This is a genomic window from Photorhabdus hainanensis (genome assembly GCF_018448965.1).
Taxonomy (GTDB): Bacteria; Pseudomonadota; Gammaproteobacteria; order Enterobacterales; family Enterobacteriaceae; genus Photorhabdus; species Photorhabdus akhurstii.
On the sequence record NZ_RCWD01000043.1, the window covers coordinates 1 to 14,474 of the forward strand.

13 protein-coding genes are annotated in these 14,474 nt (G+C 44.7%); 12 read left to right on the forward strand and 1 reads right to left on the reverse strand.

Annotation, left to right across the window (positions count from 1 at the left end; all coding sequences use genetic code 11):
• The 11 genes from EAE92_RS20155 to EAE92_RS20205 form a co-directional block, all read left to right on the forward strand.
• A partial coding sequence (locus EAE92_RS20155; RefSeq protein ID WP_214066812.1) for a transposase occupies positions 1–240 on the forward strand: 240 nt, incomplete at its 5' end.
• Positions 241–461: 221 nt separating this feature from the next.
• Entirely contained in the window at positions 462–1,505 is a 1,044-nt protein-coding gene (gene mreB, locus EAE92_RS20160; protein WP_011148194.1) for a rod shape-determining protein MreB, read from the forward strand.
• 109 nt (positions 1,506–1,614) lie between these two features.
• A complete protein-coding gene (mreC, locus tag EAE92_RS20165) occupies positions 1,615–2,649 on the forward strand; it encodes a rod shape-determining protein MreC (protein ID WP_214069385.1) in 1,035 nt (344 codons plus the stop codon).
• Positions 2,649–3,137 (forward strand): rod shape-determining protein MreD, encoded by a 489-nt coding sequence (gene mreD / locus EAE92_RS20170; RefSeq protein WP_214069386.1) that lies wholly within the window; start codon positions 2,649–2,651, stop codon positions 3,135–3,137. Before mreC ends, mreD begins: the two co-directional genes overlap by 1 nt.
• A 208-nt stretch (positions 3,138–3,345) precedes the next feature.
• The gene (locus tag EAE92_RS20175) at positions 3,346–3,933 is read left to right on the forward strand and encodes a Maf family protein (RefSeq protein WP_214069387.1); all 588 of its coding nucleotides are present in this window, start codon (positions 3,346–3,348) and stop codon (positions 3,931–3,933) included.
• The gene (gene rng, locus EAE92_RS20180) at positions 3,930–5,399 is read left to right on the forward strand and encodes a ribonuclease G (RefSeq protein ID WP_214069388.1); all 1,470 of its coding nucleotides are present in this window, start codon (positions 3,930–3,932) and stop codon (positions 5,397–5,399) included. Before EAE92_RS20175 ends, rng begins: the two co-directional genes overlap by 4 nt.
• A 48-nt stretch (positions 5,400–5,447) precedes the next feature.
• Positions 5,448–9,245, forward strand: coding sequence for an AsmA2 domain-containing protein YhdP (yhdP, locus tag EAE92_RS20185; RefSeq protein ID WP_214069389.1), 3,798 nt, complete (start codon positions 5,448–5,450; stop codon positions 9,243–9,245).
• Positions 9,242–10,099, forward strand: coding sequence for a deaminated glutathione amidase (gene nit1 / locus EAE92_RS20190; RefSeq protein ID WP_214069390.1), 858 nt, complete (start codon positions 9,242–9,244; stop codon positions 10,097–10,099). Before yhdP ends, nit1 begins: the two co-directional genes overlap by 4 nt.
• 5 nt (positions 10,100–10,104) lie before the next feature.
• Positions 10,105–11,550, forward strand: a complete 1,446-nt coding sequence (gene tldD / locus EAE92_RS20195; protein ID WP_040149305.1) for a metalloprotease TldD — start codon at positions 10,105–10,107, stop codon at positions 11,548–11,550.
• A 41-nt stretch (positions 11,551–11,591) separates the two neighbouring features.
• Positions 11,592–12,056 (forward strand): ribonuclease domain-containing protein, encoded by a 465-nt coding sequence (locus tag EAE92_RS20200; RefSeq protein WP_046395101.1) that lies wholly within the window; start codon positions 11,592–11,594, stop codon positions 12,054–12,056.
• A gap of 4 nt (positions 12,057–12,060) precedes the next feature.
• Positions 12,061–12,330: a barstar family protein gene (locus tag EAE92_RS20205; protein WP_011148185.1), complete on the forward strand. Its 270-nt coding sequence runs from the start codon at positions 12,061–12,063 to the stop codon at positions 12,328–12,330.
• A gap of 31 nt (positions 12,331–12,361) precedes the next feature.
• Here the strand turns inward: EAE92_RS20205 and yjgA are convergent, their stop codons facing one another.
• Positions 12,362–12,901 (reverse strand): ribosome biogenesis factor YjgA, encoded by a 540-nt coding sequence (gene yjgA / locus EAE92_RS20210; protein WP_036809275.1) that lies wholly within the window; start codon positions 12,899–12,901, stop codon positions 12,362–12,364.
• A 201-nt stretch (positions 12,902–13,102) separates the two neighbouring features.
• Here yjgA and pmbA point away from each other — a divergent pair, with 201 nt between their 5' ends.
• The gene (gene pmbA, locus EAE92_RS20215) at positions 13,103–14,443 is read left to right on the forward strand and encodes a metalloprotease PmbA (protein WP_214069391.1); all 1,341 of its coding nucleotides are present in this window, start codon (positions 13,103–13,105) and stop codon (positions 14,441–14,443) included.
• The last annotated feature ends 31 nt before the right edge of the window (positions 14,444–14,474 follow it).

Consider the following 14,474-nt stretch of genomic DNA (forward strand, 5'->3'; position numbering starts at 1 on the left):
AGTGTTAAGCTTCCTTATTTTCAGTGGGTTAACACAATGATAAGTAATGTAAAAAATTCGATACGCGGAACATATCATTCGATTAGCAAAAAGTATTTACCTCGTTATCTTGCCGAATTCTGTTTCAGGTTCAATTGGCGCTTTAACCTTAAAAAAACATTCGAACAGCTTATTTATTCATGTATCCGGGCAGCACCTATACCTGAGTATTTACTCAAGCTAGCTGAGATTCGATGGTAATCAGGTTTCGTTATGGAGCAATTGGTAAAATTAACCCATTTTTATGCAGTTTTTTTCTGCTCCGTTTGGGAGAAGTAACGTAGAATATCGCGTTGTTGATATGAATAACGTAGCCACTTTTTTATTGAAGCAGGTGCTTGTGCGCCTTGTCGCTGCTTCATGTGGTTGGTAGAGTAGACGGGTTTTGTTCCGTCCCCAGCTTGCAGGATTATCCTTTCGCTATGTTTAAAAAATTTCGTGGCATGTTTTCCAACGACTTGTCTATTGACTTGGGTACCGCCAATACCCTTATTTACGTCAAAGGTCAGGGTATTGTATTGAATGAACCTTCTGTTGTCGCAATCCGTCAGGATCGTGCGGGTTCATCGAAAAGTGTTGCTGCCGTTGGGCAGGAAGCAAAGCAAATGCTGGGTCGAACACCGGGTAATATTGCGGCAATTCGTCCGATGAAAGATGGCGTGATTGCCGATTTTTATGTTACCGAGAAGATGCTGCAACACTTTATTAAGCAAGTTCATAGCAACAGTTTCATGCGTCCAAGCCCGCGAGTTTTGGTTTGTGTACCTGTTGGCGCAACTCAGGTTGAGCGTCGGGCAATCCGTGAATCGGCGCTCAGTGCCGGCGCTCGTGAAGTATTTTTGATTGAAGAGCCTATGGCTGCGGCGATTGGCGCTGGCTTACCTGTTTCTGAAGCCACTGGCTCAATGGTTGTGGATATTGGCGGCGGCACTACGGAAGTGGCGGTTATCTCTTTGAATGGGGTTGTTTATTCATCTTCTGTACGTATCGGTGGAGATCGCTTTGATGAGGCGATTATCAATTACGTTCGCCGTAATTATGGTTCACTGATTGGTGAAGCAACGGCTGAGCGTATTAAGCACACGATCGGTTCTGCTTATCCTGGCGATGAGATGTTGGAGATTGAAGTTCGTGGTCGTAACCTGGCAGAAGGTGTACCACGCGGCTTTACGCTTAACTCCAACGAAATTCTTGAAGCTCTGCAAGAGCCTTTAACGGGTATTGTCAGTGCGGTTATGGTCGCCCTTGAGCAATGTCCGCCAGAATTGGCTTCCGATATTTCAGAACGAGGCATGATCTTGACTGGTGGTGGTGCATTATTGCGCAATCTTGACCGTTTACTGATAGAGGAAACGGGTATTCCTGTCATTGTTGCGGAAGATCCGTTGACGTGTGTTGCCCGTGGTGGTGGAAAAGCACTTGAAATGATCGACATGCATGGCGGTGAGCTCTTCAGCGAGGAGTGAGTGTTAACTTGCAAGTGAGGGAGGAATGACGGGCAGCTCAGACCTCCTTGCTATTGCTGTCTGGGAATTCCATTGTTTATGAAACATACAGTTTGGAATAGCGCAGCTTATGAAGCCAATTTTTAGCAGGGGGCCTTCCCTGCAATTACGACTTTTCTTTGCTGTTATTGTTGCCATTGCTTTGGTTGTGGCAGACAGCCGTCTTGATGCTCTCAGTAAAGTTCGTAATTATATGGATACGGTAGTCAGTCCATTTTATTTTCTTGCCAATGGCCCGCGTCAAGTGCTTGATGGGGTGTCAGAAACCCTTGCCTCCCGTGAACAACTTCGATTGGAAAATCGTGCTTTACGCCAAGAATTATTGATGAAAAACAGTGATATGCTGTTATTAGGGCAACTTAAACAGGAAAATTCCCGCTTGCGTGAGCTATTGGGGTCGCCTTTACGTCAGGATGAACACATGATGGTGACGCAGGTGATCTCCGGTAGGGCTAATCCTTATAGTGATCAGGTCGTCATCGATAAGGGATCAAGGGAAGGCGTTTATGAAGGGCAGCCTGTTATCAGTGATAAAGGCATTGTGGGTCAGGTGGTTGCTGTCAGTCAGTTTACTAGCCGGGTATTACTGATTTGTGATACGACTCATGCTTTGCCAATTCAGGTCTTACGTAATGATATCAGAGCGATTATTGCCGGTACGGGTTGTGCTGATGATTTGCAGTTTGAGTCATTGCCAAGCAACACAGATATTCGGGTTGGGGATGTGTTGGTGACTTCTGGGTTAGGCGGTCGTTTTCCAGAAGGGTATCCGGTAGCGGTGGTTTCGTCAGTTAAAGTCGATAATCAGCGGGCCTATACGGTGATTCATGCCCGGCCAACGGCAGAATTACAGCGTTTGCGTTATTTGTTGTTGTTGTGGGGAGCGGATAATAATCCATCAGAACCACTGCCTCCCTCAGAGGTTTATCGTGTAGCTAATGAACGTTTAATGCAAATGATGCCTCAGGTATTGCCGCATGCAAATGAAATGGGACCACCAGCGCCATCGTCTGCTTCTGATGAAACAACCAAGACAACAGAAAGAGTGAAAAATGCTGAATCGACAATAACGTCTGCTAAATTTATAAATTCGGGAAATCGTTAATGAATCAATACCGGAGTCATGGGCGTTGGATCATTTGGTTATCTTTCTTGATTGCAATGGTGCTGCAAATTATGCCGTGGCCGGAGCAAATTTATATGTATCGGCCAACCTGGTCGGCGCTATTGTTGATTTATTGGGTGATGGCGTTACCTCATAGAGTCAGCGTTGGTACCGGTTTTGTATTGGGGATCATCGTAGATTTGATTCAGGGGGCGACACTGGGTGTTAACGCTTTGTCTTACAGCCTTGTGAGTTATTTGGTGTCATTTAAGTTTCAATTGTTCCGCAATATGGCGCTTTGGCAGCAGGCGTTGGTCGTCGTTGCTTTATCGATACTGATGGATTTCAGTGTTTTTTGGGCGGAATTTTTGTTATCAAATGTTGCTTTTCATCCAGAAGTATTCTGGAACAGTTTGGTCAATGGTATTCTTTGGCCGTGGTTGTTCCTATTAATGCGGAAAATCCGTCGTCAGTTTAATGTACGCTAGTGGTCGGATCGCAGTTTTTAATGTCCTGATAGAGCTTATTCCAGCAGGCGTTACTGATGCAGGCCATTCTTTCCAAGTAACTTGAGGATATGAGTAGTGTGTATAATCGGAGCGTACATAATGTACGTGAGGATTAAGCGTTGCTCTAGGTTCAAAATGGCAAATGAAATAGCCTAATGAGATAGGTAGTAGTAAGGACGATATCATCATGAAAACCCTTTATCTGGCTTCCGGCTCGCCAAGGCGGCGTGAGCTGGTTGAATTGTTGGACTTTAAATTTGAAATTCTTTCTCCTCAGGTAAAGGAGCAATGGCAAGAGGGTGAAACTCCGCGTCAATATGTTAGCCGATTAGCAAAAGATAAATCTCTAGCGGGAGTTGCTATTGCACCAGAGGATTTTCTGGTGTTGGGAGCGGATACTGTTGTTGTATTGAATGGTAAGATTCTCGAAAAACCGCGCAGTGAACAACATGCTGTTGAAATGCTTAGTGCACTTTCTGGTCAGTGTCATCAGGTGATGACAGCTATTGCTTTATCAGATAGTCAGCGTACCTTAAGTGATATAGTCGTTACAGATGTAACCTTTCGCCAATTATCCACGCAAGAAATTTTGGATTATGTAGCAACCGGTGAGCCGATGGACAAAGCGGGTGCTTATGGTATTCAGGGAAAAGCGGGTTGCTTTGTTAAAACGCTGAATGGGAGTTATCACTCAGTTGTTGGTCTGCCATTGGTGGAAACGCACGAATTAATCACAAAGTTTTTTGCGTTAGTTGATGGGGAGGGGAACACATGACAGCTGAGTTATTAGTCAACATCACACCGTCCGAAACGCGTGTCGCTTACATTGATGGTGGGATTTTGCAAGAAATCCATATTGAAAGGGAAGCTAAAAGGGGCATTGTCGGCAATATTTATAAAGGTCGTGTAAGTCGGGTATTACCGGGAATGCAGGCTGCTTTTGTTGATATTGGTCTGGAAAAAGCCGCTTTTCTTCATGCCTCGGATATTGTGCCTCACACGGAATGTATTGCCGGTGAGGAGCAAAAGAACTTTCATGTCAAAGATATTGCTGAGTTGGTTCGCCAAGGGCAAGATTTAATGGTTCAAGTGGTGAAAGATCCCCTTGGTACTAAAGGCGCTCGGCTAACTACGGATATTACTTTACCTTCCCGCTATCTAGTCTTTATGCCCGGCGCGTCTCATGTCGGGGTTTCACAACGTATTGAAAGTGAAGGCGAGCGTAATCGGCTGAAAAATATTGTCGCTGACTATTGTGATGAACATGGTGGTTTCATTATTAGGACGGCTGCCGAGGGCGTTGGCGACGAAGAATTAGCTCAGGATGCGGCTTTCTTGAAACGTCTATGGAGTAAGGTGATGGAGCGTAAAAAGCGCAATATCACTAAAAATAAACTTTATGGCGAATTAGCCCTGGCCCATCGTATTTTGCGTGATTTCGCCGGAGCAGCCCTTGATCGTATTCGTGTGGATTCTCGTTTGACGTTTACTCAGTTACAGGAATTTATTCGCGAATATATTCCTAAAATGACAGCCAGATTGGAACTTTATAACGGTAATCAGCCTATATTCGATCTGTTTGATGTAGAAAATGAAGTTCAGCGAGCGCTTGATCGAAAAGTTGAATTAAAATCAGGTGGTTATTTAATTATTGACCAAACTGAAGCGATGACCACAATTGATATTAATACCGGCGCATTTGTCGGGCATCGCAATTTGGAAGAAACTATTTTTAATACCAATATTGAGGCGACGCAAGCTATTGCCAGACAATTAAGGCTGCGTAATCTGGGTGGTATTATTATTATCGATTTTATCGATATGAATAGCGAAGAACATCGTCGTCGGGTATTAGCTTCTCTTGAGCAGGCGCTGAGTAAAGATCGTGTTAAGACGACGATTAATGGTTTTTCCCAACTCGGATTGGTGGAAATGACCCGCAAGCGGACTCGTGAAAGTATAGAACATATACTTTGTAGCGATTGTCCTACTTGTAAAGGAAGGGGAACTGTAAAATCGGTTGAAACTGTCTGTTATGAGATTATGCGTGAAATTGTGCGCGTGCACCGGGCAGTCGACGCCGATCGTTTCCTTATTTATGCCTCGCCAGCAGTGGCCGAAGCGCTGAAAAGCGAGGAGTCTCATGCACTGGCGGAAGTGGAGATTTTTGTCGGCAAACAGGTAAAAGTTCAGACAGAACAGCTCTACAGTCAGGAACAATTTGACGTAGTTATGATGTAACCATCCAAATTTGCTGACATAACAGCATTGGCAACCAAGGAGATATGTGTGAGGCGACTGCCGGGAGTATTATTAGCGACAGCCGCAATAGTCATTATTATTGTGGCTTTGCTTGTCAGTGGATTACGTTTTCTACTGCCACATATTAATGATTACCGCTCACAATTATTCGCTAAAGTTGAGTCAATTATTGGTGTACCTATTGATGCTGGATATATTGCGGGAGAGTGGGAGTCTTTCGGGCCTGTTTTTGAATTACGTGATATCAGTGTAAAAACGGCAAATGCAGATGTGAAAGCCAAAAAGATCACGGTTGCATTGGATATCTGGTTATCTTTGTTAAGAATGCGTTGGAATTTTCGCGATCTTACTTTTTATCAGTTACAGGTCGATTATCGTCAACCGCTATTTAATGATCAAAGCGGTAATATGTTTTCCCAATCGGATCTATTTTCTGATCTGTTTCTGGAGCAGTTTGATCATTTTAATCTGCAAGATAGTCGTTTTACTTTTCTTACGCCCTCTGGTGAACGTGCTGATCTGTTGTTACCACAATTAACCTGGCTGAATAAAGATAATCGTCACCGTGCTCAAGGGAAAATTAGTCTCTCTTCTATCAATAATCAGCATGGGGACGTACAAGTTAAATTTGATTTGCATGACATTAATGGCGTGTTGGATAACGGGACCATTTATTTACAGGCAGATAATGTTGATATTCATCCGTGGTTAAGTCATTGGTTGCAGGATAATACTGGGTTGGAAGATGCTGAGTTTAGTTTGTCTAGCTGGATTATGCTTAAAGATGGTCGAATTGATGGCGGCCAACTGCAACTCCGTCAGGGAGAAGCTAATTGGAAAGTTGCTAACAAACCTCACAATCTTTCTGTCAGTGATCTGGTGTTACGGATGCGTCGCCAAGATGGTGGTTGGTTGTTTGATGCGCCTGAGCTGGCGAATTTGATCACTGATGGGCAGCAATGGCCGTCAGGAAAAGTATCAGTGCTCTATCTGCCGGAAGCCAAGAGAGTTGACGGTCATGATCATTGGCGTGTTCGGGCGAAAAATATTCAACTTGAACGGCTAAGTAGCATTTTACCGACTTTTTCTTTTTTGACTTCTGATCTGGTGAAGGATTGGCAGCGTCGTCAGCCACAAGGATTGGTAAAGTATCTTGCCCTCGATATTACACCCAAAATGGCAGATGATTCCCGAATCAGTGTGCAATGGCAAAATGTCAGTTGGCAACGCTGGCAGAAATTGCCTTCCATTGATAATTTCTCGGGTTCTCTCAATGGCAGCTTACGGCAAGGTAGACTGAGTTTTGCGTTGAAGGATAGTGTTGTTGATTACCGCGATATGTTTCTGGCGCCGTTTGAGATATCCCAAAGTCATGGCGAAATACTTTGGCGGCAAGGTGAGCGGGGTTTACAACTCTGGAGTCAAGGGTTGGATTTGCAAGGGAAATCATTGTGGGTCAATGGTGATTTTCGTTATCAACAGCCCAAAGAACAGCCTCCGGCGCTGAGTATTCTGGCGGGAGTACGGGTTTATGATGCGGGTGATGCTTGGCGATATTTTCCAGAACCTTTGATGGGTCCACCTCTGACTGACTATCTGACAGCTTCAATTATTAAAGGGCAGATAGAAAACGCGACTTTTGTTTTTCAAGGCAATCCAAAAGATTTCCCGTTTGCAAAGAATAATGGGCAGTTTCAAGTTTTTGCTCCATTGCGTCATGCGACTTTCCAGTACCAACCAAACTGGCCGGCATTGCTGGATCTCAATATTGATCTTAATTTCCAGAATAACGGCTTATGGATGCTTGCTCCGCAAACGGCGCTTGGTAAAGTGAAAGCGAGTAATCTGTCAGCGGTAATTCCTAATTATCGTAACAAGAAGTTGTTAATCGACGCGGATATTCTGGGAGATGGCAAAGATATTCATGAATATTTTACCCGCAGCCCGTTAGCACATTCTGTTGGTGAAACGCTGGAGACATTGCAGGTTGGTGGTCAGATCGCGGGTAATTTGCATTTGGATATTCCACTCAATGGCGGCAATGTGGATGCTCGCGGTGAGGTGACTTTAAAAAATAATCATTTGTTGATTAAACCCTTAGATAGCGAAATGAAAAATGTGAGTGGCCGGTTTCGCTTTAATAATGGTAATTTACAAAGCGGCAAATTATCGGCCCAATGGCTTGGGCAGCCTGTTACAGTTGATTTTTCTACCGAGAATTTACCCAAAAACTATCGAGTCAATGTTGGTCTGAATGCGCATTGGGCTATTGCAAAATTATCTGGATTTTTACCGGCGATTGCTAAAGTGTTTTCTGGCTCTGTTGATTGGGAAGGAAAGATCGGTATCAATTTGCCGTTTCAGAGTAAGCCTCAATATGATGTGAAAATCGACGCTGATTTATCACAAGTAGATAGTCATTTATCTGCCTTGAAAGCGGATGAACTGCGCACTCTTCATATTCTGGCTGATGGTGATATGGAGCAGTTGCGAGTAAAAGGCATTTTAGATAAACAGTATGCATTTAATACTCAATGGCGTTTGGCAGGGAAAAATACTCAACTATCACGAGGAATTTTACAAAGTAACAGTAACAATATTCCTGATTTACCTGAAAAATCCCTATTGGAATTGAATCTTCCGGCAATTGAGGGGGAAGAGTGGTTAGGGCTGATTGCGCCTCTGACCTCAGGTTCTTCATTGGCAGGAGTGTCAATGTTGCCACAGCATCTGTATATATCACTTCCATCACTGGATGTGGGGGGGCAACGTTGGAATCAGTTATGGTTGGATGTGGAAAAACAGTCTTGGGGAACGCAGATCACTGCTAATAGCCGGGAAATCAACGGTAAACTTAATATCCGTAATAGTGGCCCTTGGCAAATGAATTTGAGCTATCTTTACTATAGCCCTTTGAAAGATAGCTCTCAGCAAGCTGAATCCGATTTACCTAAACAATTTCAGACAGGTACAACTCTGCGTTATTCGCTGAACCAATGGCCTTCATTAGATATCATCTGTTCTGAATGTTGGATTATGGGATTGAAGCTTGGGAAGGTGTCTGGTTCTCTGATTCCAGAAGGTAATTCGCTTGTATTAAGGGATGGAATAGTAGAAAACAGTGTCAGTAAACTGAATTTGGCAGGTCGTTGGCAAGAAGGTGCGGTAGGGAATAATACTCGTATTATGGGGCGATTTTCTGGTGAAAAGTTTGATGAGATGGCATCTTACCTTGGTATAGTTGTACCGATTGTAAATTCACCGTTTACCTTCCGTTTTGATTTTAATTGGTGGGATACACCGTGGAAACCCAATTTCCAAACGCTGAATGGCAATCTTAAAAGCAACTTAGGCAAAGGCGCTATTGAAAAATTGGGCGGGGGAGGTGCTGGCCAATTACTAAAATTAGTCAGTTTTGATGCTCTGTTACGTAAATTACAGCTCGATTTCAGCGATACCTTTAGCCAGGATTTTGAATTTGATTCAATCCGTGGTGATGTTTCAGTAAAAAATGGGATACTCAAGACTGAAAACTTACGGGTCGATGGGTTGATTGCCGATGTGATAACGAAAGGTGAGATTGATCTTGTTCGCCAGCAGATCAATATAGAAGCCATCGTCACGCCAGAGATTTCTGCTACTGTGGGGGTAGCGACGGCTTTTGTTATCAATCCGATGGCCGGCGCTGCATTATTCGCAGCGACCAAGGTCTTGGGGCCGTTATGGAATAAGATATCGGTTATTCGTTACCGGATTACGGGTAATCTTGAACAACCGAAAATTGATGAAGTTCTGCGTCAGCTTAAGGAGAATAGAGGAACATGAGAAACGTCAATGTTGCACTCTTGCAGTTATGTAGCGGTGAGAATATCAAACATAATTTGGCGCAAATTGAACAACAAATTAAGCAGTTGCCAGATACTATCAAGTTTGTCATGACCCCGGAAAATGCATTGTTGTTTGCTAATGCTGATAGCTATCGCAAGCATGCGGAACAACAGGGGCATGGGCCTTTGCAGCAAGCTGTCAGTGAGATTGCATGCCGTTATGGTGTCTGGTTATTAATCGGTTCTATGCCGCTTATCAGTCGTGAAAACCCTGAACGGCTCACCAGTAGTAGCCTGTTGTTTGATGATCAGGGTAAGATTTGCGCCCGTTACGACAAAATCCATATGTTTGATGTCAATATTAATGATGAACACGGATCATATAACGAATCGTCCGTTTTCCAACGTGGGGAACATATTACCGTTGTAGATACCCCTGTTGGCCGTCTCGGGATGACCATATGTTATGATCTACGCTTCCCTGGGTTGTTTCAGGCGCTACGTGAGCAAGGCGCTGAGTTGATATCTGTTCCTGCGGCATTTACTCGTTTAACAGGAAAAGCGCATTGGGAACCGCTGTTACGGGCCCGCGCTATTGAAAACCAATGTATTCTGTTAGCCCCGGCTCAGGTTGGTGTACATGGAACCCGTCAGACGTGGGGTCACTCAATGGCCGTGGATGGTTGGGGGAAAGTGATTAAGAAAAACCCCGATGCAGTCAGTGCATTGCAATTGAATGTCAGGGCAGATAGCTTGAAGATTATGCGTGAGCAAATGAAAGTGGTGAAACATAACCGCTTCCGGCCGCAGTTGACTTCCTTGATTGAAAAAATACCGCAAATTAAAGAGTAGCAATTATGAGTTTAACTACTGTCAGTGAACACTTACTGGCTGCAAATAAATTAAGCCATCAAGATCTGTTTTCAGTACTCGGTCAAATGACTGAACGTCGGCTGGATTATGCCGATCTCTATTTTCAATCCAGTTACCATGAATCTTGGGTGTTGGAAGATCGGATTATTAAGGATGGCTCCTATAATATTGATCAGGGGGTTGGCGTTAGGGCAATCAGTGGTGAAAAAACCGGTTTTGCTTATGCAGACCAGATCACGTTGAATGCGCTGCAACAAAGCGCACAGGCTGCCCGTAGCATCGTCCATGAAAACGGGAATGGTAAAGTCCATACCTTTGGCGAAGTGGCCTATTCTCCGCTTTATGCGGCAATTGATCCGCTGCAAAGCTTTTCCCGTGAAGAAAAGATCGCATTATTGCAGCGAGTGGATCAGGTGGCTCGAGCGGAAGATCCAAGAGTACAGGAGGTCAATGCCAGTCTGACAGGGATCTATGAACGCGTGTTGGTCGCGGCGACCGATGGGACTTTGGCGGCTGATATTCGTCCTCTCATTCGCTTATCTGTCACGGTGCTGGTGGAAGATAACGGCAAACGTGAACACGGCAGCAGTGGCGGCGGCGGCCGTTACGGTTATGAATATTTTCTGGAAGTGGTTAGTGGTCAGATCCGCGCGGAACAATTTGCCCGTGAAGCTGTTCGTATGGCACTGGTGAACCTTTCCGCTGTTGCTGCCCCCGCTGGTACTATGCCGGTTGTTCTGGGGGCGGGTTGGCCGGGCGTGTTGCTGCATGAGGCTGTTGGTCATGGGCTGGAAGGTGATTTTAACCGCCGTGGCACTTCGGTGTTTTCTGGTCAGATTGGTGAGAAGGTCGCGTCAGAACTTTGTACTGTGGTTGATGATGGCACGATAAAAGGTCGTCGTGGGTCATTGACAATTGATGATGAAGGCGTCCCTGGACAATACAATGTATTAATTGAAAATGGCATTCTGAAAGGTTACATGCAGGACAAAATGAATGCGCGTCTGATGGGTGTCGCGCCGACTGGCAATGGTCGCCGGGAATCTTATGCTCATCTACCAATGCCTCGTATGACTAATACCTATTTGCTGGCGGGTCATTCCACACCGGAAGAGATCATCGGTAGTGTGCAAAATGGTTTATATGCGCCAAATTTTGGTGGTGGTCAAGTGGATATCACTTCCGGTAAATTCGTGTTCTCGACATCTGAGGCTTATCTGATTGAGAACGGTAAAATTACCAAACCAGTGAAAGGTGCAACGCTTATCGGTTCCGGTATTGAGGCGATGCAGCAGATCTCTATGGTAGGAAACGATCTTGATCTAGATAAAGGCGTCGGGGTTTGTGGCAAAGAGGGCCAGAGCGTACCTGTTGGTGTTGGTCAGCCTACTTTGAAACTGGACAACTTGACCGTTGGAGGAACAGCCTGATTTTCGGCTGTTTATCCGAGATAGATCATATAAGGATAGTCATGAAGAAGACTTGGCTAGCAGGTGTGTTACTGACTGTTTTGGTTGTGACTTGTGGTACTTTTGCTAAAGGTGTTGATAAGACGCTGTTGCAGGCTCCAGAAACAGATGGGGGTACCTCAGCAATACAACGGATTGAAGGGCTAACTGAACAGAATAACGTAGTGGCTTACTTACGACAGAATAATAAATTACCCGATATTTACATTACTAAAAAGCAGGCCCGCGACCTTGGCTGGAATGCAAAACAGGGAAATTTATGTCAGGTTCTGCCGGGTAGAGCAATTGGTGGCGACAAATTTACTAACCGTGAAAAGAGACTGCCAATGAAACCGAAACGTCAGTGGTTTGAAGCAGATGTTAACTACCGTTGTGGGCACAGAGGGAGTGACAGATTGCTTTATTCATCTGATGGTCTGATTTATCTGACGTTGGATCATTACAAAAGTTTTACCTTAATGGAGTAATTCTATGCATAAAGTGGAGTTTGATTTTGACCGTATCCCTGATCTGAAAATGTTCTATCAGCAGTTTTCTGAACAATTTGAGTTAGGAGACGAGTTTGGTAGTAATTTGGATGCTTTGTGGGATGTTGTGACAGGAGGAATTGAGTTACCTGTAGAGGTCAATTTCATCCATTTTACGCAGCAGAAAGAACGCGATTTCTCCTCGTTAGTGCTTTTGTTTGAAGAAGCAGAAGAAGAACTGGAAGGGGAATTGAGTTTTAATATTTTCCCCTAACAGAAATTAGAACCTTACGGGTTTTAGGTAGTTAAGCGGATTCAGCCATATCTTTAAGATACTGGAAAATCTGACGATAAGATTTAGGTGGCTTATTTGCCGCCTTTTCTTTTTTGGCGTTGCGGATCAAAGTACGCAATTGCTGGCGATCGGTTTGTGGGAATAACGCCACCACTTCATCAATAACATCGTCATTGCCATCAATCAATTTATCGCGTAATTCTTCCAGTTTATGGAACAGAGTGATTTGCTGATTATGACGATTTTTCAGTTTATCAAGCGCGGTGGTAATTGGCTCGACATCCCGGGTACGCAGCAGTTTGCCAATAAATTGTAATTGGCGACGGCGCCCCTCTCTTTTTATCTTCTGTGCAAGTTCAATGGCGGCCAGCAGATCCTCATCTAACGGAACGCGTTCAAGCGCGCTTTTGCTGAGCTCAACCAATTCTGTACCCAGCTTTTTCAATGCTTCGGCATCACGTTTAATTTCGCTTTTACTGACCCAAATTATCTCTTCTTCTTCCTCTTCAGCAGGATAATCATTGAGCCAATCTTCAGGCTGCTTTGCCATAGTGGTTTTCCTTTTAAAAAGGCCGGAGCTGGCAGGTTGATTTTTGGTGCATGACCTGTAGCCCGGTGGGTGTTAACATCCTAATATTGTGTATTGTAACTGGGAAAAACGTCTGATTACCACTCGGCATTGACTGTGTGGATAAAATAGCCCTGTTTTCCCGACAGATTTTCCCTTTATTCATCAAATTACGGGTAATTAATGAAAATCACGGATCAAATTGCGGAACAACGCAAACAACTGGAAAATGCGGTTTCACAGGCACTAGAGCTGGCAAAAGCGGGTTGTGATGCTGCGGAGGTTGCGGTTAATAAAACAACGGGTATTAGTGTCAGCACCCGCTTTGGTGAAATAGAAAATGTAGAATTCAATAGTGATGGCGCATTGGGGATTACCGTCTACCATCAGCAACGTAAAGGTAGCGCATCATCAACAGATTTAAGCCCGGATGCTATTGCTCGTACTGTTCAGGCTGCGATTGATATCGCTCGTTATACCTCTCAGGACCCATGTGCTGGCCCGGCGGATAAAACGCTACTGGCATTCGAAGCGCCAGATCTTGAGCTGTTCCATCCAACAGAATTGGATGCTGATAACGCGATTGAACTAGCCGCTCGAGCAGAACAAGCTGCATTACAGGCAGATAAGCGTATTACCAATACCGAAGGCGGCAGTTTTAACAGTCATTATGGCATCAGAGTGTTTGGTAACAGCCACGGTATGTTGCAAAGCTATTGCTCCAGTCGTCATTCTATGTCGAGTTGCGTGATTGCTGAACTTGATGGCGATATGGAACGGGACTATGCGTATACCATTAGTCGCCGTTTTGAAGATTTAAAATCGCCAGAATGGGTTGGGCAGGAGTGTGCTCGCCGTGCGTTATCTCGTTTGTCGCCACGTAAATTGCCGACCATGAAAGCGCCGGTGTTGTTTGCCGCGGAGGTTGCAACGGGCCTTTTCGGCCATCTGGTTGGCGCTATCAGTGGTAGCAGTATTTACCGGAAATCCTCTTTCTTGCTTGGTCATCTGGGCAAACAAATTCTGCCATCATGGCTGACAATTGAAGAGCGGCCACATTTACTGGCAGGTTTAGCATCTTCTCCATTTGATAGTGAAGGTGTTTCTACCAGTAATCGGGATATTATCAAGGATGGAGTATTACAGACCTGGCTTCTGACAAGTTATTCTGCCCGTAAGCTAGGAATGGCAAGTACCGGCCATGCAGGTGGAATTCATAACTGGTGCATTGCAGGGCAAGGTCAGGATTTCGCAGGTTTGCTGCGTCAGATGGGAACAGGGTTAGTGGTCACTGAGCTGATGGGGCAGGGAGTCAGTGCAGTAACCGGCGACTATTCCCGTGGGGCCGCTGGCTTTTGGGTAGAAAATGGCGAGATTCAGTATCCTGTCAGTGAGATTACTATTGCGGGCAATCTAAAAGATATGTGGGCCAATATGGTTACTATCGGGAATGATATTGAAACTCGCAGTAATATCCAGTGCGGTTCAATCTTACTACCGGAAATGAGTATCGCTGGTCAATAAGAGATACTCGTTTCCGATTATTTTAGTCAGC

Bases quoted from the DNA above. Each gene is read 5' to 3' on its own strand.
- EAE92_RS20205 (WP_011148185.1), top strand. From the start codon at position 12,061: ATGCATAAAGTGGAGTTTGATTTTGACCGTATCCCTGATCTGAAAATG.
- EAE92_RS20175 (WP_214069387.1), top strand. From the start codon at position 3,346: ATGAAAACCCTTTATCTGGCTTCCGGCTCGCCAAGGCGGCGTGAGCTG.
- tldD (WP_040149305.1), top strand. From the start codon at position 10,105: ATGAGTTTAACTACTGTCAGTGAACACTTACTGGCTGCAAATAAATTA.
- mreC (WP_214069385.1), top strand. From the start codon at position 1,615: ATGAAGCCAATTTTTAGCAGGGGGCCTTCCCTGCAATTACGACTTTTC.
- EAE92_RS20200 (WP_046395101.1), top strand. From the start codon at position 11,592: ATGAAGAAGACTTGGCTAGCAGGTGTGTTACTGACTGTTTTGGTTGTG.
- nit1 (WP_214069390.1), top strand. From the start codon at position 9,242: ATGAGAAACGTCAATGTTGCACTCTTGCAGTTATGTAGCGGTGAGAAT.
- mreD (WP_214069386.1), top strand. From the start codon at position 2,649: ATGAATCAATACCGGAGTCATGGGCGTTGGATCATTTGGTTATCTTTC.
- mreB (WP_011148194.1), top strand. From the start codon at position 462: ATGTTTAAAAAATTTCGTGGCATGTTTTCCAACGACTTGTCTATTGAC.
- pmbA (WP_214069391.1), top strand. From the start codon at position 13,103: ATGAAAATCACGGATCAAATTGCGGAACAACGCAAACAACTGGAAAAT.
- rng (WP_214069388.1), top strand. From the start codon at position 3,930: ATGACAGCTGAGTTATTAGTCAACATCACACCGTCCGAAACGCGTGTC.
- yjgA (WP_036809275.1), bottom strand. From the start codon at position 12,901: ATGGCAAAGCAGCCTGAAGATTGGCTCAATGATTATCCTGCTGAAGAG.